Annotated in this window: 30 protein-coding genes; 11 read left to right on the forward strand and 19 right to left on the reverse strand. The window is 66.7% G+C overall.

The annotated features are described in order from the left end of the window. The first annotated feature begins 64 nt into the window (after positions 1-64). A complete protein-coding gene (locus B0920_RS14125) occupies positions 65-682 on the forward strand; it encodes a TetR/AcrR family transcriptional regulator (protein WP_078033110.1) in 618 nt (205 codons plus the stop codon). Positions 683-692: 10 nt separating this feature from the next. Here B0920_RS14125 and B0920_RS14130 read toward each other — a convergent pair whose 3' ends face one another. Further along, a complete protein-coding gene (locus tag B0920_RS14130; RefSeq protein ID WP_078033111.1) occupies positions 693-1133 on the reverse strand; it encodes a DUF2214 family protein in 441 nt (146 codons plus the stop codon). 163 nt (positions 1134-1296) lie between these two features. Between B0920_RS14130 and B0920_RS14135 the strand changes: the two genes are divergently transcribed. The 3 genes from B0920_RS14135 (at position 1297) to B0920_RS14145 (ending at position 2692) form a co-directional block, all read left to right on the forward strand. Further along, positions 1297-1494, forward strand: a complete 198-nt coding sequence (locus B0920_RS14135) for a hypothetical protein (RefSeq protein WP_078033112.1) — start codon at positions 1297-1299, stop codon at positions 1492-1494. A 109-nt stretch (positions 1495-1603) separates the two neighbouring features. Continuing rightward, positions 1604-2050 (forward strand): DUF2147 domain-containing protein, encoded by a 447-nt coding sequence (locus B0920_RS14140; RefSeq protein ID WP_078033113.1) that lies wholly within the window; start codon positions 1604-1606, stop codon positions 2048-2050. Between the two features lie 138 nt (positions 2051-2188). After that, the gene (locus B0920_RS14145; protein ID WP_078033114.1) at positions 2189-2692 is read left to right on the forward strand and encodes a hypothetical protein; all 504 of its coding nucleotides are present in this window, start codon (positions 2189-2191) and stop codon (positions 2690-2692) included. Here the strand turns inward: B0920_RS14145 and B0920_RS14150 are convergent. The 3 genes from B0920_RS14150 to B0920_RS14160 are packed head-to-tail and all read right to left on the reverse strand — an operon-like array spanning position 2659 to position 6209. Further along, on the reverse strand, positions 2659-3264 hold the full coding sequence (locus B0920_RS14150) for a response regulator transcription factor (RefSeq protein ID WP_078033115.1): 606 nt from the start codon (positions 3262-3264) through the stop codon (positions 2659-2661). The two genes, B0920_RS14145 and B0920_RS14150, sit on opposite strands and share 34 nt — an antisense overlap. Continuing rightward, positions 3261-4367 (reverse strand): sensor histidine kinase, encoded by a 1107-nt coding sequence (locus B0920_RS14155; protein WP_078033116.1) that lies wholly within the window; start codon positions 4365-4367, stop codon positions 3261-3263. The genes B0920_RS14150 and B0920_RS14155 overlap by 4 nt, the downstream gene beginning before the upstream one ends. 21 nt (positions 4368-4388) lie before the next feature. Next, positions 4389-6209 (reverse strand): CIA30 family protein, encoded by a 1821-nt coding sequence (locus tag B0920_RS14160; RefSeq protein WP_078033117.1) that lies wholly within the window; start codon positions 6207-6209, stop codon positions 4389-4391. 290 nt (positions 6210-6499) lie between these two features. On the opposite strand from B0920_RS14160, the gene B0920_RS14165 reads away from it, so the two are divergent. Continuing rightward, a complete protein-coding gene (locus tag B0920_RS14165; protein ID WP_078033118.1) occupies positions 6500-6901 on the forward strand; it encodes a hypothetical protein in 402 nt (133 codons plus the stop codon). A 16-nt stretch (positions 6902-6917) separates the two neighbouring features. On the opposite strand, the gene ruvB is transcribed toward B0920_RS14165, so the two are convergent. From ruvB to tyrS, 10 genes are all read right to left on the reverse strand, one after another. Continuing rightward, positions 6918-7985 (reverse strand): Holliday junction branch migration DNA helicase RuvB, encoded by a 1068-nt coding sequence (gene ruvB / locus B0920_RS14170; RefSeq protein ID WP_078033119.1) that lies wholly within the window; start codon positions 7983-7985, stop codon positions 6918-6920. A 3-nt stretch (positions 7986-7988) separates the two neighbouring features. Then, positions 7989-8567: a Holliday junction branch migration protein RuvA gene (gene ruvA / locus B0920_RS14175; protein ID WP_078033120.1), complete on the reverse strand. Its 579-nt coding sequence runs from the start codon at positions 8565-8567 to the stop codon at positions 7989-7991. A 12-nt stretch (positions 8568-8579) separates the two neighbouring features. Next, the gene (gene ruvC / locus B0920_RS14180) at positions 8580-9116 is read right to left on the reverse strand and encodes a crossover junction endodeoxyribonuclease RuvC (RefSeq protein WP_078033121.1); all 537 of its coding nucleotides are present in this window, start codon (positions 9114-9116) and stop codon (positions 8580-8582) included. 199 nt (positions 9117-9315) lie between these two features. Continuing rightward, positions 9316-10902, reverse strand: coding sequence for a bifunctional phosphoribosylaminoimidazolecarboxamide formyltransferase/IMP cyclohydrolase (gene purH / locus B0920_RS14185; RefSeq protein WP_078033122.1), 1587 nt, complete (start codon positions 10900-10902; stop codon positions 9316-9318). A gap of 99 nt (positions 10903-11001) precedes the next feature. Further along, a complete protein-coding gene (locus B0920_RS14190) occupies positions 11002-11235 on the reverse strand; it encodes a helix-turn-helix domain-containing protein (protein ID WP_078033123.1) in 234 nt (77 codons plus the stop codon). Positions 11236-11319: 84 nt separating this feature from the next. Beyond that, the gene (gene dusB / locus B0920_RS14195; protein WP_078033124.1) at positions 11320-12345 is read right to left on the reverse strand and encodes a tRNA dihydrouridine synthase DusB; all 1026 of its coding nucleotides are present in this window, start codon (positions 12343-12345) and stop codon (positions 11320-11322) included. A 636-nt stretch (positions 12346-12981) separates the two neighbouring features. Further along, positions 12982-13653 carry a histidine phosphatase family protein gene (locus tag B0920_RS14200; protein ID WP_078033125.1) on the reverse strand — a complete coding sequence of 224 codons (672 nt, stop codon included), beginning with the start codon at positions 13651-13653 and terminating at the stop codon, positions 12982-12984. A 56-nt stretch (positions 13654-13709) separates the two neighbouring features. Next, positions 13710-14375: a YbhB/YbcL family Raf kinase inhibitor-like protein gene (locus B0920_RS14205; RefSeq protein ID WP_078033126.1), complete on the reverse strand. Its 666-nt coding sequence runs from the start codon at positions 14373-14375 to the stop codon at positions 13710-13712. Between the two features lie 49 nt (positions 14376-14424). Next, positions 14425-14883 (reverse strand): D-aminoacyl-tRNA deacylase, encoded by a 459-nt coding sequence (gene dtd / locus B0920_RS14210; RefSeq protein ID WP_078033127.1) that lies wholly within the window; start codon positions 14881-14883, stop codon positions 14425-14427. Further along, positions 14880-16139, reverse strand: coding sequence for a tyrosine--tRNA ligase (gene tyrS / locus B0920_RS14215; RefSeq protein WP_078033128.1), 1260 nt, complete (start codon positions 16137-16139; stop codon positions 14880-14882). The genes dtd and tyrS overlap by 4 nt, the downstream gene beginning before the upstream one ends. Positions 16140-16284: 145 nt before the next feature. Between tyrS and B0920_RS14220 the strand changes: the two genes are divergently transcribed. Next, a complete protein-coding gene (locus tag B0920_RS14220; protein ID WP_078033129.1) occupies positions 16285-17652 on the forward strand; it encodes a peptidoglycan DD-metalloendopeptidase family protein in 1368 nt (455 codons plus the stop codon). Between the two features lie 177 nt (positions 17653-17829). Then, the gene (locus B0920_RS14225) at positions 17830-18927 is read left to right on the forward strand and encodes an anhydro-N-acetylmuramic acid kinase (RefSeq protein ID WP_078033130.1); all 1098 of its coding nucleotides are present in this window, start codon (positions 17830-17832) and stop codon (positions 18925-18927) included. Between the two features lie 120 nt (positions 18928-19047). Here the strand turns inward: B0920_RS14225 and erpA are convergent, their stop codons facing one another. The 5 genes from erpA to rplM all read right to left on the reverse strand — a co-directional run bounded on the left by erpA (position 19048) and on the right by rplM (position 22531). Then, complete coding sequence (gene erpA, locus B0920_RS14230) at positions 19048-19416, reverse strand: iron-sulfur cluster insertion protein ErpA (RefSeq protein ID WP_078033131.1); 369 nt, start codon at positions 19414-19416, stop codon at positions 19048-19050. A gap of 53 nt (positions 19417-19469) precedes the next feature. Next, positions 19470-19871, reverse strand: a complete 402-nt coding sequence (locus tag B0920_RS14235) for a polymer-forming cytoskeletal protein (protein ID WP_078033132.1) — start codon at positions 19869-19871, stop codon at positions 19470-19472. Positions 19872-20054: 183 nt separating this feature from the next. Further along, complete coding sequence (argC, locus tag B0920_RS14240) at positions 20055-21092, reverse strand: N-acetyl-gamma-glutamyl-phosphate reductase (RefSeq protein ID WP_078033133.1); 1038 nt, start codon at positions 21090-21092, stop codon at positions 20055-20057. Positions 21093-21700: 608 nt separating this feature from the next. Continuing rightward, a complete protein-coding gene (gene rpsI, locus B0920_RS14245; protein ID WP_028102305.1) occupies positions 21701-22093 on the reverse strand; it encodes a 30S ribosomal protein S9 in 393 nt (130 codons plus the stop codon). A gap of 9 nt (positions 22094-22102) precedes the next feature. Further along, a complete protein-coding gene (gene rplM / locus B0920_RS14250; protein WP_078033134.1) occupies positions 22103-22531 on the reverse strand; it encodes a 50S ribosomal protein L13 in 429 nt (142 codons plus the stop codon). A 300-nt stretch (positions 22532-22831) separates the two neighbouring features. On the opposite strand from rplM, the gene B0920_RS14255 reads away from it, so the two are divergent. From B0920_RS14255 to B0920_RS14270, 4 genes are all read left to right on the forward strand, one after another. Then, positions 22832-24301 carry an alpha/beta fold hydrolase gene (locus tag B0920_RS14255; protein WP_229455502.1) on the forward strand — a complete coding sequence of 490 codons (1470 nt, stop codon included), beginning with the start codon at positions 22832-22834 and terminating at the stop codon, positions 24299-24301. Positions 24302-24314: 13 nt separating this feature from the next. Then, positions 24315-25046, forward strand: a complete 732-nt coding sequence (locus B0920_RS14260) for an ATP-binding cassette domain-containing protein (protein ID WP_078033136.1) — start codon at positions 24315-24317, stop codon at positions 25044-25046. Then, complete coding sequence (locus B0920_RS14265) at positions 25043-26227, forward strand: ABC transporter permease (protein ID WP_078033137.1); 1185 nt, start codon at positions 25043-25045, stop codon at positions 26225-26227. The genes B0920_RS14260 and B0920_RS14265 overlap by 4 nt, the downstream gene beginning before the upstream one ends. Before the next feature lie 120 nt (positions 26228-26347). Further along, the gene (locus tag B0920_RS14270) at positions 26348-26770 is read left to right on the forward strand and encodes an OsmC family protein (protein ID WP_078033138.1); all 423 of its coding nucleotides are present in this window, start codon (positions 26348-26350) and stop codon (positions 26768-26770) included. The last annotated feature ends 31 nt before the right edge of the window (positions 26771-26801 follow it).

Genomic DNA, 26801 nt, shown 5'->3' on the forward strand with positions numbered 1-26801 from the left:
AAGTACACTACACAGTGTAGTATCAGTTTTTGAAGAAGTAAACTACCCAGTGTAAAATTCGGATATGCACACCCCCACCCGCCTCACCGACCGCAAGCGCAGCGCCATCCTGGCTGCCGCCGCCGAGCAGTTCCGCGCCCACGGCTACGAGGCCGCGAGCGTCGACAACATCGCCGCCCTCGCCGGCGTGTCCAAGCGCACCGTGTACAACCACTTCCCCAGCAAGGAAGAGCTGTTCGGCGAAACCGTGATGCAGATGTTCCAGGCCAGCGCCGGACTGCTGGAGCTGCCCTACGCGCGCGAGCGCGGCCTGGGCGAACAGCTGAGCGAGCTGCTGGCGCAAAAGCTGCGCACCCTGGCCGATCCGGATTTCCTGGCGCTGGCGCGGGTGGCCATCGGGGAAGCGATCCACGCGCCGGAGCGCGCGCTGCCGGTGCTGTGCCGGCTCGGCGAACGCGAAGAAGGCGTGGTGAGCTGGATCCGCGCGGCCCAGGCCGACGGCAGGCTGAAGCCGGGCGACCCGCTGTTCGCCGCCAACCTGCTGCAGGGGCAGATCAAGACCTTCGCCTTCTGGCCGCAGATCGCCATGGGCGCGCCGCCACTGCCGCCGGAACAGCACAAGCCGCTCATCGAAGCGGCCGTGGCGATGTTCCTGTCGTATTTCGCAACTGCGAAGGACTGAGGCCGGGTCTTCAGGCCCACTGCCCGTAGCCGCGCGCCATCGCCGCGGCGAACAGGGGAATCAAGGCGAACAGCGCCAGCTGGGCCAGGAGGAAGCGCCGCACCCGCGCAACCTCGGCGGCATCCGGCGCCTGGCCGCTTTTGCGCCATGCGATGTAGCGCAGGGTCGGCACGATGGACAGCGCCCCGACCGCGGCGAAGGCGGCAATCTTGGCCCAGAAGAAGCCGTTGTGCGCGTAATAGTCCCAGCCCTTGGCCGCCAGGACGGCGCGTGCGAAGCCGATCGCGAGCACCGCCAGCGACAGCATGCCATAGGCATGGTCGACCTTGGCCAGCTCCCCGGCCTCGGCCGGGCTCATGCCTTCGCGGACCAGGGCAATCTCGGCCACGAAATACCCGAACAGGGCGAAGATGGCCAGATGGTGCAGCAGGGCGAACAGCAGGTCGGTCATGGGAACTCCTGTCTCGATCGGCGCCGGAAAGGCTGAGCGCCATGCTACCTTGGCCGACTTCCCCTGCCAAGCGCCGCGCCGGTGCCTTGCTGCGGCGTGGCGCTGCCATGAGCAGATTCACAACAGGAAACAAACCGCCAGCATGGCATGGTAGGATCGCCGCATGGACCGACGCAACGACTACAAAACCGCCCTGCTCATCGACAACATGCTCCATGACGCCGCCGCCAACGGCCGCGCCGGCGTGGCGCGCGAACTGGCCGAGATGGGCGTGCCCCTCGAAGTCACTCTGCGCGTGCTGACCCGCCCGGGTGAGCGCCGCCACAACCTCCCCACGGGCGATCTGCCAGGCGCGCCCTGAGGCGCACGCCCGTTCGCGAATTGGAGGGAATCCTCGGATTTCGCGCATCCTTTCCCAGGCTGGGGTTTGCTACACTCCGCTTACCTACAACAACACTGGAGACCCCACCATGCGACACCTGCTGCGCGTAAGCCTGATTGCCGCCCTGTTCGCGAGCTCCGCCGCCTGGGCGCAGAACGCCTCGCCGGTCGGCACCTGGAAAACGATCGACGACGAAACCGGCAAGCCCAAGGCGCTGGTGCGCATCACCGAGGAACAGGGCGTCCTGACCGGCCGCATCGAAAAGCTGTTCCGCGGCCCGAACGAAGACCAGAACCCGAAATGCGTGAAGTGCGAAGGCGCGCGCAAGGACCAGCCGATCATCGGCCTGACCATCCTCTCGGGCCTGAAGAAGGAAGGCGACGAGTACACCGGCGGCGAAATCCTCGACCCGGCCAAGGGCAAGACCTACAAGAGCAAGGCGACCCTGAAGGACAACGGCAACATGCTCGAGGTGCGCGGCTACATCGGCGCGCCCATGTTCGGCCGTTCCCAGACCTGGGTGCGCGAGCAGTAAGCCTCAAGCCTGGCGGCGCTCGTCGACTCTTTCTCGACGAGCGCCGGCCACTGGCGGTTCCTGTCGCGCACGCAAGCCTTTCCACCGCTGCGCGAATGCGGCTATGCTAGCGTCAAGACGACGCCATCCACCGCCAGCATGAATCCACCCCCGATCACGCCCACCGCACGCCCCGTCTTCCGCGGACGGGCGATGCGGGTGCTGCGCCTGCTGAGCCTCGCCGGCGGCGTGTTCGGCATCCTGCTGCCGGCCGCCCTGCTGGCGTCCACCGCCCACGGCATTCCCGACGCCGCCGAGCCCTACATCGCCCTGGTCGGCCTGGCGATGGCGTCCTCCGGCTTCTTCCTGGTGGCCATGACCGGGCACCGCATGAACCGCTCCTCGATCCTGCGCTCGCTCGCGGCCCTGCTGCTGATCCTGCCCTTCAGCGCCAGCGCGGTGGTCATCTGGCATGGCGACAACATGATGATGGTCGGGATCTGCAGCTACCTGCTGGTGCTGACCATCCTGATCTACCTCAGCTTCATCTACCCGCTGATGCACGTGCCGGCCCCGCGCAAGCGTCCGCCCAAGCGCGCCAGCCTGCGCGCCGGCCTGCGCGGGCGCCGCTACAGCCAGCCGGCATCGCGCGCCATCCGGTAGGCTTCCACGCGGTTGCCCGCGCCCACCTTGCTGATCGCCTCCGACAGGTAGTTGCGCACCGTGCCCTCGGACAGGTGCACCTGGCGCGCGATCTCGGCGCTGCTGCGCCCCTCCCCCGCCAGGCGCAGCACCTGGCGTTCGCGCTCGGTCAGCGGGTCGGCGCCGCCGCTCCAGCTCTCCAGCGCCAGCTCGGGCGCGATCGCGCGCCCGCCGTCGTGCACGCTGCGGATCGCCGCCGCCAGCGCGTCCACCGGCGCGTCCTTGAGCAGGTAGCCGCGCACCCCGGCTTCGAGCGCGCGCCGCAGGTAGCCGCTGCGTCCGAAGGTAGTCACCACGATCACGCGCGCCGGCGACTTCGCCTCGCGCAGGCGGGCCGCCAGTTCGAGCCCGGTCATGTGCGGCATCTCGATGTCGGTCAGGACGATGTCGGGCGCGCGCTCCAGGCACAGGGCCAGCGCGTCGCGGCCGTTGTCGGCCCCGCCCACCACCTCGAAGCCGGGCTCCAGGCGCAGCAGCGCGCTGAGCGCGCCCAGCACCATCTTCTGGTCTTCGGCGATCAGGATGCGGATCATGGGGCGACTCCGGTCGGGACGTGCAGCTCGAGTTCCACGCCGTCCTTGACGCGCAGGGCCAGGCGGCCGCCGATGGCGGCCACGCGCTCGCGCATGCCTTCCAGGCCGTTCCCGTGGCGCAGCGCGCCGCTTCTCAGGCGCCGGCCGTCGTCGGCCACGCGCAGCACCGCTTCGCCGCCTTCCAGCGCCAGCGAGACGCGGCAGCGGCTGGCGTCGGCGTGGCGCACCACATTGGTCACCGCCTCGCGCAGGGCCAGCGCCACCACGTGCTCGCTGCTCGGCGCGAGCGCGAAGCGCTCCACTTCTTCGCTGAGGGCGACGTCGGCCGCCGCCAGGCTGGCGCGGGCGCTGGCCAGGGCCTGCACCAAGCCGCTGTGGCGATAACCGGTGACAGCCGCGCGCACCTCGGCCAGGGCTTCGCGCGCGCTGGTTTCGATGTCGGCGATCTCGCGCGCGCAGGCATCGTCGTCACGCCCGGCCAGCTTGCGCGCCAGCTCGGCCTTAAGGGCGATCAGCGAGAGCGAATGCCCGAGCAGGTCGTGCAGGTCGCGCGAGATGCGTTCGCGCTCGGCGATGCGGGCGAAGTGCTCGACCTCTTCCTGCTTGCGCAGCAGGGCCGCGCTGGACCGGCGCAGGCGCCGGTCCATCACCGCCGAGGCCCCGACCGGCAGGCCGGCGGTGAGGAGCGGCAGCACGAAGGCGGTGCGCATCACCGGCACCATCAGCGACACCGCCAGGCCGAACAGCACGATGCCGACCACGGTGAGGATGGCCTGGCGCGGAGTCGGCAGGCCGGCGCACATGGCGCAGGCGAAGATGAAAAAGGTGGCGGCGCCGACGTTGTGCGGGGCCCACAGGGCGCCGATCAGGCAGCCGGCGCCGATGCAGGCCAGCACCTGCCGGCCCTTGGCCCAGTAGGACGCGAAGTACAGGGGCAGGAAGACCGCGGCCGTCAGCGCCAGCATCAGGATTTCGAGCGGCCCCGGGGTGACGTACAGGTACTTCCAGCCCATGTAGCCGAGGGTCAGGATCCACAGGTAGGGCATGCGGCCCAGTTCCGGCGGCACCCAGGGTCCTGCCAGCGCGCGCTTGATTCGTTCCATCGCGGTCTCTCGTTCTTGTCGTCAGCGTTCGAGCAGGCGCACGTCGGCGATCTCGAAGCGGTAGTCGCCGGCCTTGGGCCCTGCGGCAAATCCTATCATGGCGACCGCCTTCGGATCGATGCCGTGGAAGGCGTCGAAGGGGATGCTGACCTCGGTCCACTCCGGCCCCGCCGTGAACGGCGCGTAGCCCGGCATGGCCACGCCCTGCGACATCATCATGGCGCGGTAGGCCCCGCCGTCGCCGCGCACCTTGAAGCGCAGCACCCGGGCCGCGCTCAGGTCCACGCCCTGCATCGGCCGCTCGCCCGGCATGAAGGCGACGCCGGCCCAGGCATAGGGCAGGTCGGGCGCGATGCGGCCGGAGACCGCCAGCGGCGCCTGGCCGTCGCCCAGCGCCGGCTGCACGGCCAGGGTGGCGGTGGACTTGCCGCCGGCGATGCTGTCGACGGTGGGCATCCAGCCGGCGCCGAAGGGGCTGCCCAGCTTGTCCGCGCCAAACTGGCTAATGCGGCCATCAGGTGGCAGCACCTGCGGCAGCGCCTGCGGTTTGCCTCCCTGCGCCGCCTGCGCCACGCGCGCGCGCCGCGCCTCGCGCGCCGGGTTCACGCTCTCGCCATCCTTCCACACCTCGACGATGCGGCGGGTGGCCTTGATGTCGGCCAGCGGATTGCCCTCGACCAGCAGCAGGTCGGCCTTGCAGCCCTTGGCCACGCAGCCGCGCCGGCCCAGCTGAAAGGCGTGCGCCGGCGCGCTGGTGGCGGCCGCCAGGGCCTCGGCCGGGCTCAGGCCCGCCTCGACCAGGGCCGCCAGCTCGCGGTGCATGCTGATGCCGTAGCCGGTGCCGGCATTGCCGGCGTCGCTGCCGGCCAGCACCGGCACGCCGGCGCGGCGCAGGGCGGCGGTCACCATGCGCGGCGCCTGCAGCAGTTCAGGCCGGGGGCTGGCGCCGTAGCGCGCCCTGAACTGGCCCTGGGCGTCCTTGTCGAGCAGGCCAGCGAAGGCGGGATCGGCCAAAAGGTCGTCCTCGCGGGCGCCGGCCATGCTTTCCAGGACCGTGAAGGTCGGGATCACGAACGCATTTTTGCTGCGCGCCAGCCGCGCCAGGCTGTCGGCGCGCTCGCGGGACAGCGCGCCGCCCGGGAACAGGTGGACCAGCCCGTCGGCGCCCGCTTCCAGCACGGCGCGGGCGTCCTCTTCGCGGCTGACGTGGACCACGGCCAGCTTGCCGCGCTGGTGGGCGGCCTGGATCAGGGCGCGCACGGTGGGCAGGTCGAGGGTGGCGAGCTTGCCCATGCCGTGGCCGCCGCCTTCCATCACGATCTTGATGAAGTCCGAGCCTTCGGCGATGCGGGCGTCGACCCAGGCTTGCGCTTCCTCGGGCCTGGTCAGGGTCGGGAACACGATGCCGAACTGGGTGCCGTGGCCGCCCGGCGCGGTGGCCAGGGTGCCGGCCGAGAACAGGTCGGCGCGCTGCGGGTCGCGGCGTTTGCGCGCGGCCTGCATCTCGCGCATCAGGGGCACGGCGGTGAACATGTCGACCTGGGTGGTGACGCCGAAGGCGAGCGGCAGGTCGTGGTCGCGGAAGGCGTGGGTGTGGCTGTCGATCAGGCCCGGCAACAGGGTGCGGCCGGCGCCCTGCACCACCCGCGCGCCGGGCGGCGGCGCGCCGCGGAAGTCGGCGTCGGCCACCACGCCGTTCTCGACCAGCACCGAACGCCGCTCGTGGGCGCGCTGGCCGTCGAACACGCGGACGTCCTGGATCAGGGTTGCGGCGGCGAGCGCGGCGCCGCTGAGGGCGAAGCCGGCGGCGGAGAGGACTGCTTTGATGGCGGTGGCGTGCATGGTTTCCTCCTTGTTGGTATGCGAACCAGTATGGGGAAACGCCGTGGCTGGCGGCAGATGCGGCTGCCACCGATTGGGCATGACAAATGTCATGCGAACCGGACGCCGGCACAGTCACAAGATTAAAAATATGTCAACAAATCCTAATCGAATCGTCGTGCACGCGCAACGCGTCTTCAGGGAAAATTAATGATATGCATGCTATCGTCGCGCTGACTGCTGAGCTGACAATAGGGCTTAAGGCAGGGTGTACATCGACGTCGGACCCAACAACAAGAACAGGAGCTGGCATGATCTTCTTGCGTCTCATTTGCCTACTCGCAGGCATTCTCGTCCTCATCGCACCGCCGCTGGTGCTGTTCCCGACCGGCGGCGAGCCGCTCGGCGGCCTCAAGGCGGCCGGCATCCTGCTGGTCCTGCTGCTGGGCTCTTCCGGATTCTTCTTCATCGGCATGACGGGCCACCGCATGCGCCGCTCGCCGCCGCTGCGCCTGGTGGCCGGCCTGCTGCTGGCCGTGCCCTGCCTGGCCAGCCTGGCCATGCTGTGGCGCGGCGGTTCGCCCGCCACGCTGTGGATGTGCGGCCTGATGCTGTGCCTGACCGCAGTGCTCTACATGACCCAGGTGGTTCCGCTGCTGCGCGCGCCCGGCAACCGCCCGCTGCGCGCCCGCGACAGCGAAGCCCGGCGCTGAATCGCCGCCGCGCGAATCAGGCCAGCGGCAGGTTGTCCCACAGGTCGCCCGTGGGACTGATGCGCGGCGCGGTGACGCCGAAGTGCTGGTAGGCGAGCGGCGTGGCGATGCGCCCGCGCGGGGTGCGCTGCAGATAGCCCTGCTGGATCAGATAGGGTTCCAGCACGTCCTCGATGGTGTCGGCGGCCTCGCCGATCGCCGCCGCCAGGTTGCCGATGCCCACCGGGCCGCCGGCGAACTTGAACAGCACCGCTTCCAGCAGCTTGCGGTCCATGACGTCGAAGCCGACCGTGTCGACGTCGAGCATCTTGAGCGCGCGGTCGGCCATGTCCTTGGTGATCTCGCCATTGCCCTTCACTTCCGCATAGTCGCGCACGCGGCGCAGCAGGCGGTTGGCGATGCGCGGCGTGCCGCGCGCACGGCGCGCCACTTCGCGCGCGCCCTCCTCGTCGATCGGGGCTTCCAGCAGCGCGGCGCTGCGCGCCACGATCTTGGTCAGCTCCTCGACGTTGTAGAACTCCAGGCGCGCGACGATGCCGAAGCGGTCGCGCAGCGGATTGGTCAGCATGCCGGCGCGGGTGGTCGCGCCGACCAGGGTAAAGGGCTGGAGGTCGAGCTTGACCGAGCGCGCCGCCGGCCCCTCGCCGATCATGATGTCGATCTGGTAGTCCTCGAGCGCCGGGTACAGGATCTCCTCGACCACCGGCGACAGGCGGTGGATCTCGTCGATGAACAGCACGTCGTTGGGCTCGAGGTTGGTCAGCAGGGCCGCCAGGTCGCCCGGACGCTCCAGCACCGGGCCCGAGGTCTGGCGCAGGTTGACGCCCATCTCGCGCGCGATGATGTGGGCGAGCGTGGTCTTGCCCAGGCCCGGCGGGCCGAACAGCAGGGTGTGGTCGAGCGCCTCGCGCCGCTTGCGCGCGGCGTGGATGAAGATCTCGAGCTGGTCACGGATCTTTTCCTGGCCGACGTATTCGTCGAGCTGTTTGGGGCGCAGGGCGCGCTCGATCGCCTCTTCGTTGGGCGAGGCGGGGGCGGCGTCGATGATGCGCTGTTCGCTGAAATTGTCGGTCTGGATGCTCATGGCTTAGGCCTTGGACAGCGCCTTCAGCGCGAACTTGATGCCGTCCGACACGCTGGAGCCGGCCGGCATGTTCTTGATCGCCAGGAGCGCTTCCTTGTCAGAATACCCCAAAGCGACCAGCGCATTGAGCACGTCGGTCTGGGCGTCGTCGCGCGCGACGCCGCCCACCACGCCGATGTCGGCGCCCAGCTTGCCCTTCAGTTCCAGCAGCAGGCGCTCGGCGGTCTTCTTGCCGATGCCCGGGATCTTCACCAGGCGGCCGGCTTCCTGCAGGGTGACGGCCTGGGACAGGTCGGCCACCGACATGCCCGACAGGATGGCCAGCGCGGTGCGCGCGCCGATGCCGGTGATCTTCACCAGCTGGCGGAACAGGGCGCGCTCGGCGGCGCTGCCGAAACCGAACAGCAGGTGGGCGTCCTCGCGCACCGTGAGGTGGGTGAACAGGGTCACCTTCTCGCCGGTGTGCGGCAGGTTGTAGAAGGTGCTCATGGGCACGTCGACTTCGTAGCCGACGCCGTTGCAGTCCACCAGCACCTGGGGCGGCGTTTTTTCGAGGAGGATTCCGGAGAGGCGTCCGATCATGTTCTTCCTTAATTAGACGAGACGGCTGCGCTTCATCCGCAGGCCCTGCATGGCGGGGGCGGCGGCGTGCACCAGGGCCAGCGCGTCCATGGTGTTGGCGTGGCAGATCGCCACCCCGAGGGCGTCGGCGGCGTCGCTGCCGGGCAGGCCGGGGAGCTTCAGGAGGCGCGAGACCATGTCCTGGACCTGGGCCTTGGCGGCCTTGCCGGTGCCGACCACGGCCTGCTTGACCTGGACCGCGGTGTATTCCGAGACGTCGAGGTCGGCGCCGACCAGGGCGGTGATGGCGGCGCCGCGCGCCTGGCCCAGCAGCAGGGTCGACTGGGGATTGACGTTGACGAAGACTTTTTCGATGGCGGCGCAGACCGGGCCGTAGGTGGCGACCACTTCGCTGACGCCGTCGAGGATGATCTTCAGGCGAGGCGGCAGCGCCCCTTCCAGGCCGGTCTTGATGGTGCCGGAGGCGATGTAGCGCAGCTTTGCGCCCTGTTTTTCGATGACGCCGAACCCCGTCGTGCGCAGGCCCGGGTCGATGCCGAGAATAATCATTGTGGAATGATATAGCGGCGCAGGGGGTTCGTGGGAAAAATACTGTAGAAAAACACAGGTAATGTGTCCAATACAATGTGTTGGCCCGTAAACGTCGTTCCGGCGGAGGCCGGAACCCAAGTTTGTGCGAGCGGCTGCACTACGAAACTTGGATTCCGGCCTGCGCCGGAATGACGGTCTCAAAGCTAACTAAATAATATCAATGGCGGAAGTGACGGGTGCCGGTGTACAGCATCACGACTCCGCGCTCATCGGCCGCGTCGATCACTTCCTGGTCGCGCATCGAACCGCCCGGGTGGATGACGCAGGTCGCGCCCGCATCCACCACCACGTCCAGGCCGTCACGGAACGGGAAGAAGGCGTCCGAGGCCACCGCCGAACCGCTCAGCGACAGGCCGGCGTTCTGGGCCTTGATCGAGGCTATGCGCGCCGAGTCGATGCGGCTCATCTGGCCCGCGCCCACGCCCAGGGTCATGCCGTTGGCGCAGAACACGATGGCGTTCGACTTGACGAACTTGGCCACGCGCCAGGCGAACATCAGGTCCTGCAGTTGCTGCTGGGTCGGCTGCTTCTTGGTGACCACGCGCAGTTCGCCCAGGCCCACGTTCTTGGCGTCCGGCGACTGCACCAGCAGGCCGCCACCCACGCGCTTGAGGTCGTAGGCGTTCTGGCCAGCGCCCAGCGGGATCTCGAGCAGGCGCACGTTCTGCTTGGCCGCCATGATGCTCCGTGCTTCAGCCGTGAAGGCCGGCGCGATCAGCACTTCGACGAACAGCTTGGACAGCGCTTCGGCCGCCTTGCCGTCGACTTCCACGTTGAAGGCGATGATGCCGCCGAAGGCCGAGGTCGGGTCGGTCTGCAGGGCGCGGGTGTAGGCGTCCAGCGCGTCCACGCCGATCGCCACGCCGCAGGGGTTGGCGTGCTTGACGATCACGCAGCCGGCCGGCTGGCCCAGGCCACCCAGGGACTTGACGCATTCCCATGCCGCGTCGGCGTCGGCGATGTTGTTGTACGAGAGTTCCTTGCCCTGCAGCTGGCGGTAGTTGGCCAGCGCGCCATCGACCGTGACGATGTCGCGGTAGAAGGCGGCGCCCTGGTGCGGGTTCTCGCCGTAGCGCATGTCCTGCACCTTCTCGAAGGAGAAGTTGATGGTCTGCGGGTAGCCCGAACGGGTGGCGTGCTGGCGGTCTTCGCCCAGGCTGGTCAGGTAGTTGGTGATCGCGCCGTCGTATTGGGCGGTGTGGGCGAAGACCTTCTTGGCCAGGCGGAACTTGGTGTCGTAGCTGACGTTGCCGGCCGCTTCACCGGTGCCCTTCATTTCGGCCAGCACCACGCCGTAGTCGGCCGGATCGACGATGACGACCACGTCGCGGTGGTTCTTGGCCGCCGAGCGCAGCATGGTCGGGCCGCCGATGTCGATGTTCTCGATCGCGTCTTCCAGCGAGCACTGGTCCTTGGCGACGGTCTGCTGGAAGGGATACAGGTTGACCACGACCATGTCGATCTGCGGAATGCCGTGCTCTTCCAGCTTGGCGACGTGCTCCGGCAGGTCGCGGCGGGCCAGGATCCCGCCGTGGACTTTCGGATGCAGGGTCTTCACCCGGCCGTCGAGCATTTCCGGGAAACCGGTGTAGTCGGCGACCTCGGTCACCTGCACGCCGTTATCCTGCAGCAGCTTGGCGGTGCCGCCGGTGGACAGGATGTTGACGCCGAGGGCGCTCAGGGCGCGCGCGAAGTCGAGCACGCCGGTCTTGTCGGAAACGGAAATGAGAGCTTGTTTGATCATGGTGTGGCCTGTGGTTAAGAATTCTTACCAGGTCTGCGGACCCGGACTGCGGACCTCGACTGGCCGCGCCGGGAGTCCGCGCGGCCACGATCCGCGCAATCAGAGCAGCCCGTGCTCCTGCAGTTTCTTTCGCAAAGTGTTCCGGTTGATGCCCAGCATCTGGGCCGCGTGCGACTGGTTGCCGTCGGCGCGCGACATCACCACTTCCAGCACCGGTTTTTCAACGGTCATGACCATCATGTCGTAGATGTTGGTCGGCTTCTGCTCGCCCAGATCGTTGAAATAGTCCTCGAGGCTCTTCTGGACGACTTCCTGGATACTTTCTTTGCTCATGTCTTCTGCTGCTTATCCTGGTTAATGATTGCTCGCTGCAAGGCAGCGTGTCCCCGTGATCTTGTGATTCTTTTATTAAGTTTGTTACGCCGCGATCGCTTCATCGGCAGGACGCGCGGGGCGGTATTGTAACCGCTCGCCGTACTGGAGTTGCGATTTGAAAAACGCGTCGACCGCCGCCAGCTGCTCGGCCGTCGATTCCAGCAGGTTCATGCGCCGACGGAATTCCTCGCCGCCGGGCAAGTCTTGTACATACCAGCCGATGTGCTTGCGCGCGGTGCGCACGCCGAGGTATTCGCCGTAGAAGGCGTAGTGGGCCGGCAGGTGTTCGTTCATCAGGGCGCGCACTTCCTCGATCTCGGGGGGCGGCAGGTGCTCGCCGGTGCGCAGGTAGTGGTCGATCTCGCGGCAGATCCAGGGACGGCCCTGAGCCGCGCGGCCGATCATGACCGCGTCCGCGCCCGTGTAGTCGAGCACGAACCTGGCCTTTTCCGGGGTGGTGATGTCGCCGTTGGCGACCACCGGGATGTTCACCGCGGCCTTGACGGCGCGGATGGTGTCGTACTCGGCCTCGCCCTTGTAGCCGTCGGCGCGGGTGCGGCCGTGCAGGGTCAGCATCTGGATGCCGGCCTGTTCCGCCATGCGGGCGATGGTCAGGGCGTTCTTGTTTTCGCGGTCCCAGCCGGTGCGGAACTTCAGGGTGACCGGCACGTCGACGGCGCCGACGACCGCGTGCAGGATGCGCTCGACCAGGTCTTCGTGCTGGAGCAGCGCCGAGCCGCACCAGCTGTTGCAGACCTTCTTGACCGGGCAACCCATATTGATGTCGATGATCTGGGCCCCGCGCTCGACGTTGAACCTGGCGCAATCGGCCAGGTCCTGGGGGTCGGCGCCGGCGATCTGGACGGCTTTCGGTTCCATTTCGCCCGCGTGGTCGGTGCGGCGCGAGGTCTTTTCGCTGGCCCACAGGCGCGGGTTGGAGGCGGCCATTTCGGACACGGCGTAGCCGGCGCCGAGCTGCTTGCACAGCTGGCGGAACGGACGATCCGTCACGCCCGCCATGGGGGCGACGAATACATTGTTACGCAGTTGATGAGGACCGATTTGCACAGCGGAAAATCACAGAAGTTTCTTGGGAACCTAGTATTTTACCCCAAGCGCTGCTCAATTTATCAGCAAATTTGTAGAGATTGTTGCGCGTGCGATATTGGCAAGGTGCCGGAAAGGGAGTTCAGATGGCGCTGTGGGGTAACGGTAACAGGTGGCGCTAACACAACGCAGGCAAACTTGGATCCCGGCCTTCGCCGGGATGACGTTGATAGGCGGTGGGCGGACGATGGCTAATCCGGCTTCGGCCTCGTCGGGATGACGTTGATAGGCGGTGGGCGGACGATGGCTGATCCGGCTTCGGCCTCGTCGGGATGACGTTGATAGGCGGTGGGCGGACGATGGCTGATCCGGCTTCGGCCTCGTCGGGATGACGTTGATAGACAGTCGGTGGACGATGGCTCATCCGGCTTCGGCCTCGTCGGGATGACGTTGATAGACGGTGGGTAAAAGACGGCTCATCCGGCTTCGGCCTCGTCGGGATGACGTTGATAGACGGTGGGTGGACGACGGCTAATCCGGCTTCGGCCTCGTCGGGATGACGTTGATAGACGGTGGGTGGACGAGGGCTAGTTTGGCTTCGGCCTTGTTCGCCCAAGCTCGCGACTGAAGAGTGGTCGCCGTCTCCCATCCGCGCGTTCAGGGAAGATCGTCCAGCACCGCTTGCCGCAGATGCTCGACCTCGCCCCAGCTCAGCAAGGCCAGCCTGCCGTCCAGCACGGCAAACCGGTTGACGCTCGCGTTATGCACCTTGAAATCGCGCGGCGTTTCCAGCGGCAAGCCGAGCGCAGCCCGGTATGCACACTCCAGCACCCCACCATGGGCCACCAGGGCCAGCGTCTTGCCCGGATGCCCAGCCGCATGACGCGCGATCGCCCCCACCGCGCGCTCGTAGAACGCGCGGAAAGTCTCTCCTAAATTTTTGCCAGGAGGCAACTCAGCGTCCACGTTGCGCGCCTGCCAAGCCGCGAACTCGCGTGGATAGCGTGCCGCGATCTCGCTGTACAACAAACCTTCGAAGCCGCCGTAGCAGCGCTCGCGCAGCAGCGGATCGACCTCGACCTCCTGCCCGCGCACCCCGGCGATCGCCTGCGCCGTCTGCTTCGCCCGCCCGAGGTCGCTGGACACGATGGCGTCGATGCGTTCGCCCAGCAGGGCCGCCGCCAGCGCGGCCGCCTGGCGCTCGCCCTCCCCGTTCAGGGGAATGTCCAGATGCCCCTGGAGGCGCCGTTCGGCATTCCATGCGGTCTCGCCGTGGCGTATCAATAAAATCGTGGTCGCGCCCGCAGGCGCCGTCGTCGCAGTCGGCATGAGGTTCCAGCGCCCGAACCTCGGGGCCGTCGATGGGTGAATGGATACTGCCTAGTTTACTTGAGCTCGTCGGATACGACTTCGGGATTCAGCGAATACGTGCCGAAGATGCGCGCTTCGTCGAGGATATGCCCCTGGATCGCCAGCCGCGCCTCCGGACCGCTGAAACGCCCGTCCAGCGGCAGGCGCGGAATGTCGAGCGCGTACAGCGTGAAGATATAAGTATGCACGCGTTCGTCGTTCCAGGGTGGGCACGGCCCGTCGTAGCCGTAGAACTCGCCCGCCATGTCGGGGTCGCTCGCGAACCAGCCGGTGTAATCGTTCACCCCATGACGCAACTGGTGCTCGGTGCCGTTCTTGATCGTGAAGGGCACCAGGGGCCCCGGCTTGCCGTGCGGCGTGACCATGTCCGAGAACATGCCTTCCGCCAGCGACTTCAGGCAGACGGGGATGTCGACCAGGGTCCAGTGAAAGAAATCCACGCGCGGCAGCGAGGCCGCCACCGTGCGTCCCTCCTTGTTGACATCCGTGCCCTCGGAGGGGACGTCGGGGTCGTGGCAGATCAGCACCAGCGACTCGGTGCCGGCCGGCACCTCGTCCCAGGCGAGGTGCGGATTACGGTTGCTGGACAGCTTGACGTGCGTATCGGCGTCGATGACCGCGAACGCGCATTGGGGCGGGATCTCCCCCCCATCGGTAAAGGAATCGCTCCAGATCTTCATACGTCCTCCCAGGCCCTGATGCTATTGACCGCGCCCGGCGCCGCTTGTTTCAGCGCGAAGTCCCGACTGGATCAATCCTTAGCCAGATAGTGACAGGACCGTCGTTGATCAGGGAGACTTTCATGTCGGCGCCGAATTGGCCGGTCTCGACAATGCCATGAGACGCGCGCGCCTGGCGCACGACATGCTCGAACAGGCGGCGCCCGTCTTCCGGCGCGGCGGCCGGCGAGAACGAGGGGCGCGTGCCGGACCGGGTGTCGGCCGCCAGCGTGAACTGCGGCACCAGCAGCAGGCCGCCGCCGACGTCGACCAGGCTGCGGTTCATCTTGCCCGCCTCGTCCGGGAACACGCGGTAAGTCAGCAGTTTGGCCAGCAGGGCCTCGGCCTCGCGCTCGGTGTCGCCCTTCTCGGCGCACACCAGCACCATCAGGCCGGGGCCGATGGCGCCGACGGTCTGGCCGTCGACGCGCACCGCGGCCTCGCTCACGCGTTGCAGCAGGCCGATCATGCCGACAGGGTCACGCGGGCGAACTTGCGCTTGCCGACCTGCAGCACGAAGCTGCCGGCCTGCATCTGCAGACCCTTGTCGCTGACCACGGCGCCATCGACGCGCACCCCGCCCTGGTCGACCATGCGCATCGCTTCCGAAGTCGAAGCGCACAGGCCGGCCTGCTTGAGCAACTGGGCCAGGCCCACCGGCGCGCCGGACAGGGCGACTTCCGGCACCTCGTCCGGAATCCCGCCGCGGGAGCGGTTGACGAAGTCGGCCAGCGCATCCTCGGCGGCCTGGGCCGAATGGAAGCGGGTGACGATTTCCTTGCCCAGGGCCACTTTTGCGTCGCGCGGGTTGGCGCCGGCCGCGATCTCGGCCTTGAGTTTCGTGATATCCTCGATCGAGCGGAAGGACAGCAGGTCGTAATACTTCCACATCATCTCGTCCGAGATGCTCATCAGCTTGCCGAACATGGTGTTGGCCGGCTCGGTGATGCCGATGTAATTATTCTTGGACTTCGACATCTTCTCGACGCCATCCAGGCCTTCCAGCAGCGGCATGGTCAAAATGCACTGCGGCTCTTGCCCATAATCTTTCTGTAACTCGCGGCCAACCAGCAGGTTGAATTTCTGGTCGGTGCCACCCAACTCCAGGTCAGCCTGCAAAGCGACCGAATCATAGCCCTGCATCAAAGGGTAAAGGAACTCATGCACGGCAATCGGGGTCCCACTCTTGTAGCGCTTGGTGAAGTCGTCGCGCTCCATCATGCGGGCCACGGTGTAGCGCGAGGCGAGCTGGATCATGCCGCGCGCGCCCAGCGGGTCGCACCATTCGGAGTTGTAGCGGATCTCGGTGCGCGCCGCGTCCAGCACCAGCGATGCCTGGCGGAAGTAAGTCATGGCATTCGCCTCGACCTGCTCGCGGGTCAGCGGCGGGCGGGTGGCGTTGCGGCCCGAGGGGTCGCCGATCATCGAGGTGAAGTCGCCGATCAGGAAAATCACCTGGTGGCCCAGGTCCTGGAGCTGGCGCAGCTTGTTCAGCACCACGGTGTGGCCGAGGTGCAGGTCGGGGGCGGTCGGGTCCAGGCCGAGCTTGATGCGCAGCGGCTTGCCGCTCTGTTCGGCGCGCGCCAGCTTCTGCGCGAACTCGCTCTCGATCAGCAGTTCGTCGACGCCGCGCTTGGTAATGGCCAATGCCTCGAGCACCTTGTCGGTCAGCGGCAGCGGTGAGGAAGGGGCGCCGTTTCCGGACGTGGTGGGGGAAGTTGTCATTCTTGTAGGAAAAGCTCTAAAACGGTTGTAGGACCATAACTTGTGGTATGATGCTCGATCCAGTTTCTGTTGCTGCAAGATAACTTTGCAAAACGATAAGAAACGTGGTCCTTTGGAAGTTCAGCCGCAAATTTTAACTGATTGCATGAACCCTATACATAAATTCACTGGCAACCGCCTGCTCCAGCTAGTGCCGAAGACCCGCAAGGCGCGCATCGTCAGCGCCGGCGCCGTCTTCCTCAGCATGTGCGCATTCGGCGCTGTTGGCGTGGCTCCTATCGCACCGGACGCGTCGGACCTCCCCGTCAAGCAAGTCGCCCAGGATCTCGAACTGCCGAATCTCGCAGACCAGATCGTCGCGCTCCAGCAAGACGAGCAGCAATTCATCCACGAAGAGCGCGTGCGCCCCGGCGACTCGCTCGGCTCCCTGTTCAACCGTCTTGGCGTGAACGACGCCGACGCCCAGAAATTCGTCCGCTCCGACAAGCTCGCCAAGCGCCTCCTGTCCCTCAAGACCGGCAAGCGCATCCAGGCCGAGACCGACGAGAACGGCCTGCTGCTCTCGCTGCGCGCCACCATTACCGACGGCAAGGGCGGCGACGCGCGCACCATCACCGTGACGCGCCAGGGCGAGAAGTTCGTCGCGGCCGATATGCCGGCCAAGCTCGAGCGCCGCGTGGAAATGCGTTCGCGCGAAATCACCTCCTCGCTGTACTCCGCCACTGACTCCAACGTCGACGGCGGCAGCCTGCCGGATTCGGTGGTCAACCAGATCATCGAGATGTTCTCGACCAACATCGACTTCCGTGGCGACCTCAAGCGTGGCGACCGTTTCAGCGTGGTGTACGAAACCTTCTGGCTCGATGGCGAACTGGTCAAGACCGGCCGCATCCTGGCGGGTGAGTTCATCAACCGCGGCGTGCGCTACCAGTCGGTCTGGTACGAAGACCCGGTCACCAAGCAGGGCGGCTACTACACCCTGGACGGCAAGGCGCTCAAGAAGGCCTTCCTGAAGTCGCCGCTCGAGTTCTCGCGTATTTCCTCGGGCTTCTCGATGCGCGTGCACCCGATCTCGGGCAAGTGGAAGGCGCACAAGGGCGTCGACTACGCGGCCGCGAGCGGCACCCCGATCCGCGCAGTGGCCGACGGCGTCATCGATTTCGCCGGCAACAGCGGCGGCTACGGCAACCAGGTGGTCGTCAAGCACTGGTCGAGCTACAGCACCGCCTACGCCCACATGAGCCGTTTCGCGCCGGGCGTGCGCAAGGGCAGCAAAGTCAGCCAGGGCCAGGTGATCGGCTATGTCGGCTCGACCGGCTGGTCCACCGGCCCGCACCTGCACTATGAATTCCGCGTCGCGGGCCAGGCCCAGAACCCGGAGAAATTCAAGTCGCTGGCCCAGCAACCGCTGAACCAGGCGGAACTGGCCCGCTTCCGCATGGCCGCTGCCGAAATGAACCATCGCTTCTCGCTGCTCGCACCGAGCGGCGGCAATACGATGATGGCGCGCTGAGCGCCGACGCTCTCCGAAACGCCCTCCGATGCTGTGCACGGAGGGCGTTTTTGCTTTTGGGCTACCCTGCGGGGGTGATGTCGCGTTAAGATCGCACTTGGATCCCGGCAGGGCCGCCGGGATCCAAGTTTCTCCGCAACCACCACGCCCGCTCCCACCAGAACAAGCAACGAGACAATGTCCACCCTCTACATCGGCCTCATGTCCGGCACCAGCCTCGACGGTGTCGACGGCGTCCTCGCCGACTTCGCCGGCGGCGCCATCCGCACCCTCGCCGCCGCCTTCACTCCTTTCCCGCCGGAACTGCGCGCCGAACTGATGGCCCTGCAGGCCGCCTCGCCCAACGAACTCGAGCGCGAAGCCCTGGCCGCCAACGGACTGGCCCTGGCCTACGCCGACTGCGTGCGCGCCCTGCTCCCCTCCGCACCCGGCGCGGTGGCCGCGGTCGCCGTCCACGGCCAGACCATCCGCCACCGCCCCGAACTCGGCTTCACCCGCCAGACCAACAACCCCGCCCTGCTGGCCGAACTCACCGGCATCGACGTGATCGCCGACTTCCGCAGCCGCGACATCGCCGCCGGCGGCCAGGGCGCGCCCCTGGTGCCGGCCTTCCACGAAGCCGCTTTCGGCAAGCCGGGCAGCGCACGCGTGGTGGTCAACATCGGCGGCATCGGCAACATCAGCGTCCTGCACGGCGACGGCCGCGTGACCGGCTTCGATACCGGACCGGGCAATGTCTTGATGGACTTGTGGATAGCCCGCCACCTGGGCAAGGCCTATGACGAGGACGGCGCCTGGGCGGCCACCGGCAAGGTGGACGAGGCCTTGCTCGCCGCCCTGCTGGACGAGCCCTATTTCCGCCAGCCGGCGCCCAAGAGCACGGGCCGCGACCTGTTCCATGAGCAATGGCTGGATTCCAAGCTGGCACGCTTCGCCGGGGTGGCGCCGCAGGACGTGCAGGCCACGCTGACGCGCCTGACGGCGCTCACGATCGCGCGCGCGATCCAGGACGAGCAGGATGAGGGGGTGGCGCCGGACGCCGTCTACGTCTGCGGCGGCGGCGCCTACAACGCGACCCTGCTGCGCGAGATCGGCGCGGCGCTGGGTGGCGTGAAGGTGGAATCGACCGCGGCGCTGGGCGTGGCGCCCAACCGCGTGGAGGCCCTCGCCTTCGCCTGGCTGGGCTGGCGTTTCGCCGAGCGCGCAGCAGGCAACCTGCCGGCGGTCACCGGGGCGCGCGGTCCGCGCATCCTGGGCGCCCTCTATCCGGCGTGAACGAGGGCAGTCCGGACGCAAGTCCGGGCGTCTGCCCGCCACGCTGAAGCGCACAAAAGGAAACGGCCCGCTTGCGCGGGCCGTTCGAGCTTCCGGCGTGGCCGCCGGGGCCTGGGGAACTTAGGCCGAGAACGAGGAGCCGCAACCGCAGGTCGAGGTCGCGTTCGGGTTCTTGATGACGAACTGGGCGCCTTCGAGGTCGTCCTTGTAGTCGATCTCGGCGCCGACCAGGTACTGGTAGCTCATCGAGTCGATCAGCAGCTGGACACCGTTCTTTTCCATCGTGGTGTCGTCATCGTTGACGATTTCGTCAAAGGTGAAACCGTACTGGAAACCCGAGCATCCGCCGCCTTGCACGAAGACGCGCAGCTTCAGGTCGGGGTTGCCCTCTTCCTCGATCAGCTGTGCCACTTTCTGTGCGGCGCTCTCAGTGAAGTTGATCGGCGTAGGGATCGTGTCGTGCTCTTGCACTTCGGCGACTGCGGTCATGGATAAACTCCTGGATAAATTCAACTGCGCCCATTATAGACCGTTGGCGCAAGTCATGCTGCCGACCCTTCGGCGGCGTCGGCCAGATGGAACACCGGCTCGCCGGCTGGTTCGTGGGTAAGTTTCCCAGTTACCAATGCCCCGCCATGCATTTCAAGCAGCCGGTAGTGTACATCTCCATGTATGCGGCCTTTCGGCTGTAATTCAAGCAGTTCCGAGGAATACACCGAGCCGGCGATGTAGCCGTTGACCACCAGGCTGGCGCAACGCACCTCGCCTTCGATGCGGGCGTGCTCGGACACGATCAGCATGCTGTCCGCGCCATCCGCGGCCACCACGTTCCCATGCACCTCGCCGTCGATCCGCAGCCCGCCCGTGAAGCACAGGTCGCCCTCGATCCGGGCCGAGATGCCGACCAGGCTGTCAATCTCGCTTTTCGCTTGTCGACCGAACATAGAGCCACCCCTGTAGAAAAGTTAAGCTTGCATCGGTCAATTTACCGTGCTCAACAGGGTGCGCCTTGATCTAGGTCGGCTCAGGGGAGTTGCGGTTGCGCAACGCCGTTCGCGGGCGCGAAAAGACAAGCGCCTGGACGGAGCAGGCCGTCCAGGCGCCGGGTTCGCCGAGGCGTCAGCGGATCAGGGCAGCAGCGCCACGTGCTTGAGGCCGGTTGCCTCGTCCAGGCCGAACATCAGGTTCATGCACTGCACGGCCTGGCCGGAGGCGCCCTTGACCAGGTTGTCCTGCACCACCAGGATGACCACGGTGTTGCCCGGCTCCGGACGATGCAGCGCGATGCGCAGCATGTTCGAGCCGCGGGTCGAGCGGGTTTCCGGATGCGAGCCGAAGGGCATCACGTCGACGAACTCGCTGTCCTTGTATTCGTTCTCGAACAGGGCCTGCAGGGCGGCGTTGTCGATGTCCTTGGTCAGGCGCGCGTACAGGGTCGAGTACATGCCGCGGATCATCGGCACCAGGTGGGGCGTGAAGATCAGGCCGACCTGCTGGTCCGTATAGCGCTGCAGCTGGGCCGAGGTTTCCGGAGTGTGACGGTGGCCATGCACGCCATAGGCCTTGAAGTTGTCGCTCGCTTCCGAGAACAGGGTGCCGATCTCGGCCTTGCGGCCGGCGCCCGACACGCCCGACTTCGAGTCGGCGATCAGGTTGGAGGCGTCGATGATGCCGGCCTTGAGCAGCGGATAGAAACCCAGCTGCATGGTGGTCGGATAGCAGCCCGGGTTGGCGATCAGGCGCGCCTTCTTGATGTCGTCGCGGTTCAGTTCCGGCAGGCCATAGACGGCTTCCTCGAGCAGTTCCGGCGCGGTGTGCTCGATCTTGTACCACTTCTCGAAGGTGGCGCGGTCCTTCAGGCGGAAGTCCGCGGCCAGGTCGATCACCTTGACGCCGGCGGCCAGCAGCGCCGGGGCCTGGGCCATGGCGACGCCGTGCGGGGTGGCGAAGAACACCACGTCGCACTGGGTCAGGTCGGCCTTGTCCGGGCTCGAGAAGGCCAGGTCGACCACGCCGCGCAGCGAGGGGAACATGTCCGCCACCGGCAGGCCGTCTTCCTTGCGCGAGGTGATCGCGGTCAGCTGGACGTTCGGGTGGACGGCCAACAGCCGCAGCAATTCCACGCCCGTATATCCGGTTCCGCCAACGATGCCAACTTTGATCATGTTCTTTCCTTCGGTAATGGTAATAAGGCCCTGTGCAGGACGAGGCTGCAATTTTAACAGTCTTGGAAAATGGGGGCGGGAGGGGGCGGCATTCGCTCCCCCTCCAGTCCCTATTCCAGAGGGTAATTCCGGTCCGCTTCCCTGGAACGTCCTTCTGGCCTGCTACCATAGAACGTCATTCCGGCGAAGGCCGGAATCCAAGTTTGTTCGCACGCCGATACAGCGTACTCCAGTGGTACGCGAGAAAACTTGGATCCCGGCCTACGCCGGGATGACGTGCTGAAGCTGCGGGCAGAAGCCGGAATCCAAGTTTGTTCGCATGCCGATACAGCGTACTCCAGTGGTACGCGAGGAAACTTGGATCCCGGCCTGCGCCGGGATGACGTGCTGAAGCTGCGGGCAGAAGGATGCGTGTCTGCGGACTGGAGACGCAAGCACAGACCGGCGGCACAGAGACGGACAGGCGGACGCGAAGACGGACCGACGGACGCTGAGACGCACCGAAAGACGCAAACACGAACCGGCAAGCCCAAAACAAAAAGCCGCCCACCTTGCGGAGGACGGCTTCTGCCGCAGCGCCCGGGGGCGCTGCCAAATCGACGAATCGATTAACGCTTCGAGAACTGCTTTGCGCGACGTGCTTTGCGCAGACCAACTTTCTTACGCTCGACTTCACGGGCGTCACGGGTGACGAAACCGGCACGTGCCAGGTCGCCCTTGAGGCCTGCGTCGTAGTCGATCAGGGCGCGGGTGATGCCGTGACGGACGGCGCCTGCCTGGCCCGACTCGCCACCACCGTGCACGTTGACCTTGATGTCGAAACGCTCGACGTTGCCGGTCAGTTCCAGCGGCTGACGGATGACCATCAGGCCGGTTTCGCGCGAGAAGTATTCCGCAGCCGGCTTGCCGTTCACGATGATCTGGCCGGTGCCAGCCTTGATGAACACGCGAGCGACTGCACTCTTGCGACGGCCAGTGCCGTAGTTGTAGTTACCGATCATGTCAGTTCCTTAGAGAGTCAGTGCTTTGGGTTGCTGCGCAGCGTGCGGGTGGGTGCCTTCCGCGTACACTTTCAGCTTCTTGATCATGGCGTAGCCCAGCGGGCCCTTCGGCAGCATGCCTTTGACAGCCTTTTCCAGGGCACGGCCCGGGAAGCGCTGTTGCATTTTCAGGAAGTTGGTTTCGTAGATACCGCCCGGGTAGCCCGAGTGACGGTAGTAGGTCTTGGCGGTTGCCTTGGTGCCGGTCACGCGCAGCTTGCCTGCGTTGATCACGACGATAAAGTCACCGGTGTCGACGTGCGGAGTGAATTCCGGCTTGTGTTTGCCGCGCAGTCGGAGTGCCACTTCGCTGGCAACACGTCCGAGGACCAAGTCCGTCGCGTCAATCACAAACCAGTCGCGCTGGACTTCATGGCCCTTAGCGGAAAAAGTTTTCATGTTGACTTCCTAATAGAGAAATTGCTCAAATTCGATGGTGGTTCCGCCCCGTGTTTCAGCGGACTCGCCCTTATTGACTTTTCCTGAGCAAACGGAAAGCCAACGATGATAGCTCAACACACGCCCTGTCGTCAATCCGCGCTCGGAGCCATGTCGCTTTTTCCTGCCTGCCCTCGCGCTAGCGCAAGATTATTTCTCCAGAGCTACCCCACACTCATAGTTTCATGCAGCGATGAAACTATCGATTGACCCGGGAAAGTCCAGCAACTTAGGATAATGGCAACCTGGAGGAGACCCTTGTTGAACATCCGATCCGTATTCCGCATGCGCGGACTATGCGCCGCCCTGCCCCTGCTGCTGGCGGCGGGCGCCGTCTACGCCGCGGCGCCCGGCGCGGCCAAGCCGGGGGCCACGACGCCGGCGGCGCGCAACTGCCACCTGCCCGGCGCCACCGAGACCCTGCGCTGCGTCAGCCTGGCGGTGAAGCTCGATTACGCCAGGCCGGCCGCCGGCAGCATCAAGCTGCACGTCACGGTCGCCCCTGCATTCCGCGAAGGCACGCGCGTCGATCCGCTGTTCGTGCTGGCCGGTGGCCCCGGCCAGGCGGGCAGCGACGTCCTGCCCATCCTCTCGACCGCCTTCAAGCGCGCCCGCGCCACGCGCGACATCGTGTTCATCGACCAGCGCGGCACCGGCCGCTCGGGCAAGCTCGATTGCAAGAGCAAACCCGAACACGAGCGCATGAGCGACGACGAGCTTGAAGCCGAACTGCGCGCCTGCATCGCCGCCACCAAGGCCGACTACGCCGCCTACACCACCGCCAACGCCGCGCGCGACCTCGAACAGGTGCGGCGCGCCCTCGGCTACGGCCAGGTCAACGTCTGGGGCGGCTCCTACGGCACCCGCCTGGCCCAGGCCTATGCGCGCGCCTTCCCGGCCAGCGTGCGCAGCCTGGTGCTGGACGGCGTGGCCGCGCCCGAGCAGGTGATCCCGGCCGGCGCCCGCGACGGCCAGGCCGCGCTCGAGGCCCTGTTCGCCCAGTGCGCCAGGGACGCCGCCTGCAACAAGGCCTTCCCGACCCTGCGCGCCGACTTCGACGCGCTCGCCGCCAAGCTGGCCGCCGGCCCGCTGCGCCTGAACCTGCCCGACCCGCGCACCGCCGCCCAGGTCAGCGTCGACCTCACCTCCGGACGCTTCCTGGGCACCGTGCACAACATCCTGTACGCGCCGGCCGACGCGCGCCGCCTGCCCTTCCTGATCCACAGCGCCAGCCAGGGCCGCTGGGCGCCCTTCCTGGCGCGCCATAACCTGGCGAGCGACTTCGGCCAGGAAGGCAATATGGCGATCCTGCTGCACCTGGCCGTGGTCTGCGCCGAGGACATGCCGCGCTTCACGCCGGAACTCATGAAACAGGACGCCGGCCAGCTCACCAAGCCGCTGGCCGAGCAGCTCCCGGCCATGTGCAAGGCCATGAACGTGCCGGCCGTCCCGTATGTGGCGCCGACCCGCATCGAGGCCCCCGCCCTGCTGCTGTCGGGCGCGCTCGACCCGGTCACGCCGCCGCACCGCGCCGCCAGCGCCGCCCGCCACATGGCGCACGCCCAGCAGGCGGTGGTGGCCAACGCCGGCCACGGCGTGTCCCAACTCGGCTGCGCGCCGCGCCTGCTGCGCGAGTTCCTCGACCGGCCGCAGGACAAGCTCGACACCTCCTGCCTGAACGCGATTCCGGCCCCGACCTTCCAGCTCGGCAGCGCCGGGCCGCAACCCTGAATGGCGATCCACCATGATTGAAGTCCACGACGTACGCAAGTCCTTCGGCGCGGTCAAGGCCCTGGGCGGCGTCAGCTTTACCGCGCACGACGGCCAGATCACCGCCCTGCTCGGCCCCAACGGCGCCGGCAAGACCACCCTGTTGCGCACCCTGGTCGGCCTGCTCAAGCGCGACCACGGCAGGATCTCGGTCGGCGGCGTCGACCCCGCCGTCGACCCGATGGCGGTGCGGCGCGACATCGGCTTTTTGACCGACCAGTTCGGCCTCTACGAGCGCCTCAGCACGCGCGAATACCTGAACTACTTCGGCGAGTTGAACGGCATGCCGCGCCCCGTGCTGGCCCGGCGCATCGACGAAGTGTCCGAGCTGCTCGGCATGGAAGACATCCTGGAGCGCCGCACCAAGGGCTTCTCGCAGGGCCAGCGCATCAAGGTGGCGCTGGCGCGCACCCTGCTGCACCGCCCGCGCCACCTGCTGCTCGACGAACCGAGCCGCGGCCTGGACGTGATGAGCACGCGCGCCCTGCGCACCGCGCTGGCCGCGCTGCGCGCCGACGGCTGCTGCGTGATCATGGCCACCCACGTGATGCAGGAAGTGATCCACCTGTGCGAGGACGTGATCGTGATCGCCAAGGGGTACACCGTGGCCCAGGGCTCGCCCGACGAACTGTGCCGGCGCACCGGCATCGCCAACCTCGAGGACGCCTTCGTCAGCCTGGTCGGCACCGAGGAAGGAATCGCATGAACTCGAAACTCCTGATCGTCTTTCGCAAGGAGCTGCGCGAGACCCTGCGCGAGAAGCGCACCCTGGCCACCCTGGCCCTGATGACCCTGGTCTATCCCTTCCTGATCGGGATCACGCTCAACCAGGTGATCAGCAAGAATACCGTCGACGAACGCGAGAGCATCGAGCTGGCCGTGATCGGCGGCGCGCGCGCCCCGACCCTGATGGCCCAGCTGGCCGAGAAGAACATCACGGCGCGCGAGACGGCGCCGATGGACGAGGAGGCGATCGGCGAGCTGCTGCGCGGGCGCAAGACCGTGGCCGTGCTGCGCCTGTCCGAGGACTTCGTCGAGAACTACGGGGCGATGCGCCCGGCCCGGGTCGAGATCTGGTTCGACTCGGCGGCCGAGCAGAACGCCCAGCGGCGCGAGGTCGAGGAGGTGCTGGAAGCCTATGGCAACAACATCGCCAGCGCGCGCCTGCTTGCCCACGGCGTGTCGCCGGCGGCGCTGACGCCGATCCAGGTGCAGCGCTACGACACCGGCACCAATGCCTCGCGCTCGGCGGCCCTGATCGGCGGCATGATCGGCGTCCTGTTCTTCCCGGCCTTCATGCTGACCATGTCGGCCGCGGTCGACAGCACCGCGGGCGAGCGCGAGCGCCGTTCCTTCGAGGTGCTGATGGCCCAGCCGGCCCATACCTGGGAACTGGTGGGCGGCAAGTGGCTCGCCGCCAGCGTGCTGGGAGTGGTCGGGGTCACGGTCTCGCTGCTGCTCGGCCACGTGATCTTCAAGTGGCTGCGGCTGGAGGAGATCGGCATGTCCTGGAGCATGGGCTGGGGCACGGTGATCGCGATGTGCCTGATCGCGCTGCCGCTGTCGCTGCTGGCCGGCGCGATGTACGTGGCGCTGGCGATGAATTCCAAGACCTTCAAGGAAGCCCAGACCATCCTCAGCATCGTGCTGATCGTGCCGCTGGTGCCCGGCATGGTGGTGTCCTTCCTCGACCTCAAGACCGCGCAGTGGATGTACCTGGTGCCGATGCTGTCCAACCAGACCCTGGCCAAGGAGTTGTCCAAGGGCGGCGACATCGGCGCCCTGCCCTATCTGCTGACCTTCCTGTGCTCGCTGGTGCCGGCGCTGCTGATCGTGGCCTTCGCGAGCTGGCGCATGAAGAGCGAGCGCTACGTGCTGTCGGTGTGAGCGTGGCCGCCGCCGGGGGGGCTCGGGTGTGAGCGTGGGCGCCGCCGGGGGGGCTCCGGCGCGATTCGTGCGGCTGCCTTACAATAGGCTGAGCAAGATACCCTGAGCGGAGAAACGAAGATGGAAGTGAAAGTCAGCTGGAACGGCCCGTCGGGCATGAGTTTCCGCGCCGAGACCGGCAGCGGCCACCTGGTGACGATGGACGGCGCCCCCGAGGGCGGCGGCCACAACCTGGCCCCGCGGCCGATGGAGATGGTGTTGCTGGGCACCGGCGGCTGCACCGCCTATGACGTGGTGCTGATCCTCAAGCGCAGCCGCGAGGACGTGCGTGGTTGCGACGTGACCCTGCAGGCGGAACGCGCGGAGACGGATCCGAAGGTGTTCACCAAGATTAACTTCCACTTCGTGGTCACGGGCCGCAACCTGAAGGAAGCGACCGTGGAGCGCGCAATCAACCTGTCGCACGACAAGTACTGCTCGGCCTCGATCATGCTGGCCAAGACGGCCGAGATCACGCACAGCTTCGAGATCGTCGAAGTCTGATTCGTCGAAGCCCGGTTTGTCGAAGTCCGGC

The sequence above is a fragment of the Massilia sp. KIM genome (assembly GCF_002007115.1).
GTDB lineage: Bacteria > Pseudomonadota > Gammaproteobacteria > Burkholderiales > Burkholderiaceae_D > Telluria.